The sequence below is a fragment of the uncultured Arthrobacter sp. genome, from assembly GCF_902805515.1.
Classification (GTDB): Bacteria; Actinomycetota; Actinomycetes; order Actinomycetales; family Micrococcaceae; genus Arthrobacter_D.
In genome coordinates this window covers 1-1,405 of the sequence record NZ_CADCTE010000022.1, presented here as the reverse complement: position 1 = coordinate 1,405, position 1,405 = coordinate 1, and the positions used below count along the sequence as shown (strand labels likewise).

The window sequence follows — 1,405 nt, the reverse complement described above, 5'->3', positions numbered from 1 at the left end:
CCTTGTTCACGATCGGCGCGCGCCAGATGATCGCCTGCCCCTCGTTCACGAAGTTGCCCATGGAGATGAACTTCAGGCCCGTCTCGGACTCTATCGGGAAGATCACACCGCCCACCACGTTCGGCTTCTCCGTGGAGCCGAGCATGACGGGGATGGAGGAGCCGTGGACGTCGGCGTCGAGTATCTCCACCGACTTTCCGGCCCGGTCGAGAGCGGCGGCGAGGTTGACGGCGACGGTGCTCTTGCCGACGCCGCCCTTGCCGGAGACGACGGCGATAATGCGGGTTCTGGACTCGTCCCTGAAGGCCGGGGCCAACTCCGACGGTCCACCGTGCAGGCTCGTCATCAGGTTCTGGCGGTCATCCTCAGTCATCACGCCGAAGTCGACCTCGACGCTCTCCACGCCCTCGATCATCATGACCCGATCCCGCACGTCGGTGGTGATGCGGTGCTTCATCGGGCAGCCGGCCGTGGTCAGCGCGACGCCGATGGTCACGCCTGAGCCCTGGATGTCTACGTTCCGGATCATGTTCAGAGAGATCAGATCACGCCCTATCTCGGGGTCCCGCACGTCCCTCAGGGCCTCTCTGATGCCGGCCTCCGAGAACCCGTCGGCAGGCTCTTCTGGCTGGGGCGTCCGGTCGACCAGCTCCTCGGCCGTCTCGCCCGAGACGTCGAGCTTTTCGGTCTCCGAGGGGCCATCGGGCGGCCTGCCGTTGGCGGCGCGTCTGCGGAACCAGTCAACCACGTTTACAAACCTCCTCCGGCGCACGCGGCCGGCGCGAACGAAAACGCAAGATGGGACCTTATCGCCCCTTATTCGGCGCCAATCTTACCATATACCCCCCTTACAACCGCCCCGGCCGGTGCCCCAAAAGAAAGGACCGGAGCGCAGGCCCCGGTCCTCACCTCCCATGCTTACCGGAGCGCGTATTCTACTGCCGGACCGTGAACCTCCAGCTCTTGGTACCTACGTTCCCCGCATCATCGGTTGCGACTATCTTGACCGTGTGTTTGGAGTAGGAGAGCCGTGGAGCAGTGTAGCTCAGGCGGTCCGTACCCTCGTTGTAGGTGAATTTGGTCCGGTTCTTGCCGTCCAGGGAGAGTCGTATATCGCCCTTTGTAAGCTCGATCCCGTCATCCCTGACCGCCGCCCCGATCTTCGGGGTACGGTCACGGGTCTTCGAACCGGGGACCGGACGTACGGCGGTGATCGAGGGCCGGGTCGCGTCGGGTGCAACCTGCTGGGTGACGGAAGCGTTCGCGTTGAGACGGCCGCCGGTCGCCACCTTGTTCTGCAGGCTGGTTTTCTTATCGGCGAACTGCAAGATCTGTTTCTTCATCCCGGCGTCGTCCAGGGTCAGGTCCTCGCTCTTGATCAGGGCCGCCACGCCCGCGACGTGCG

General features: G+C 64.2%; 2 protein-coding genes. Both read right to left on the bottom strand.

Annotation, left to right across the window (positions count from 1 at the left end; translation table 11 throughout):
• The coding region (locus QZX79_RS02175; RefSeq protein ID WP_294564017.1) for a P-loop NTPase at positions 1-748 on the bottom strand (748 nt) is incomplete at its 3' end.
• Positions 749-935: 187 nt separating this feature from the next.
• The coding region (locus tag QZX79_RS02170; protein WP_294564014.1) for a hypothetical protein at positions 936-1,405 on the bottom strand (470 nt) is incomplete at its 5' end.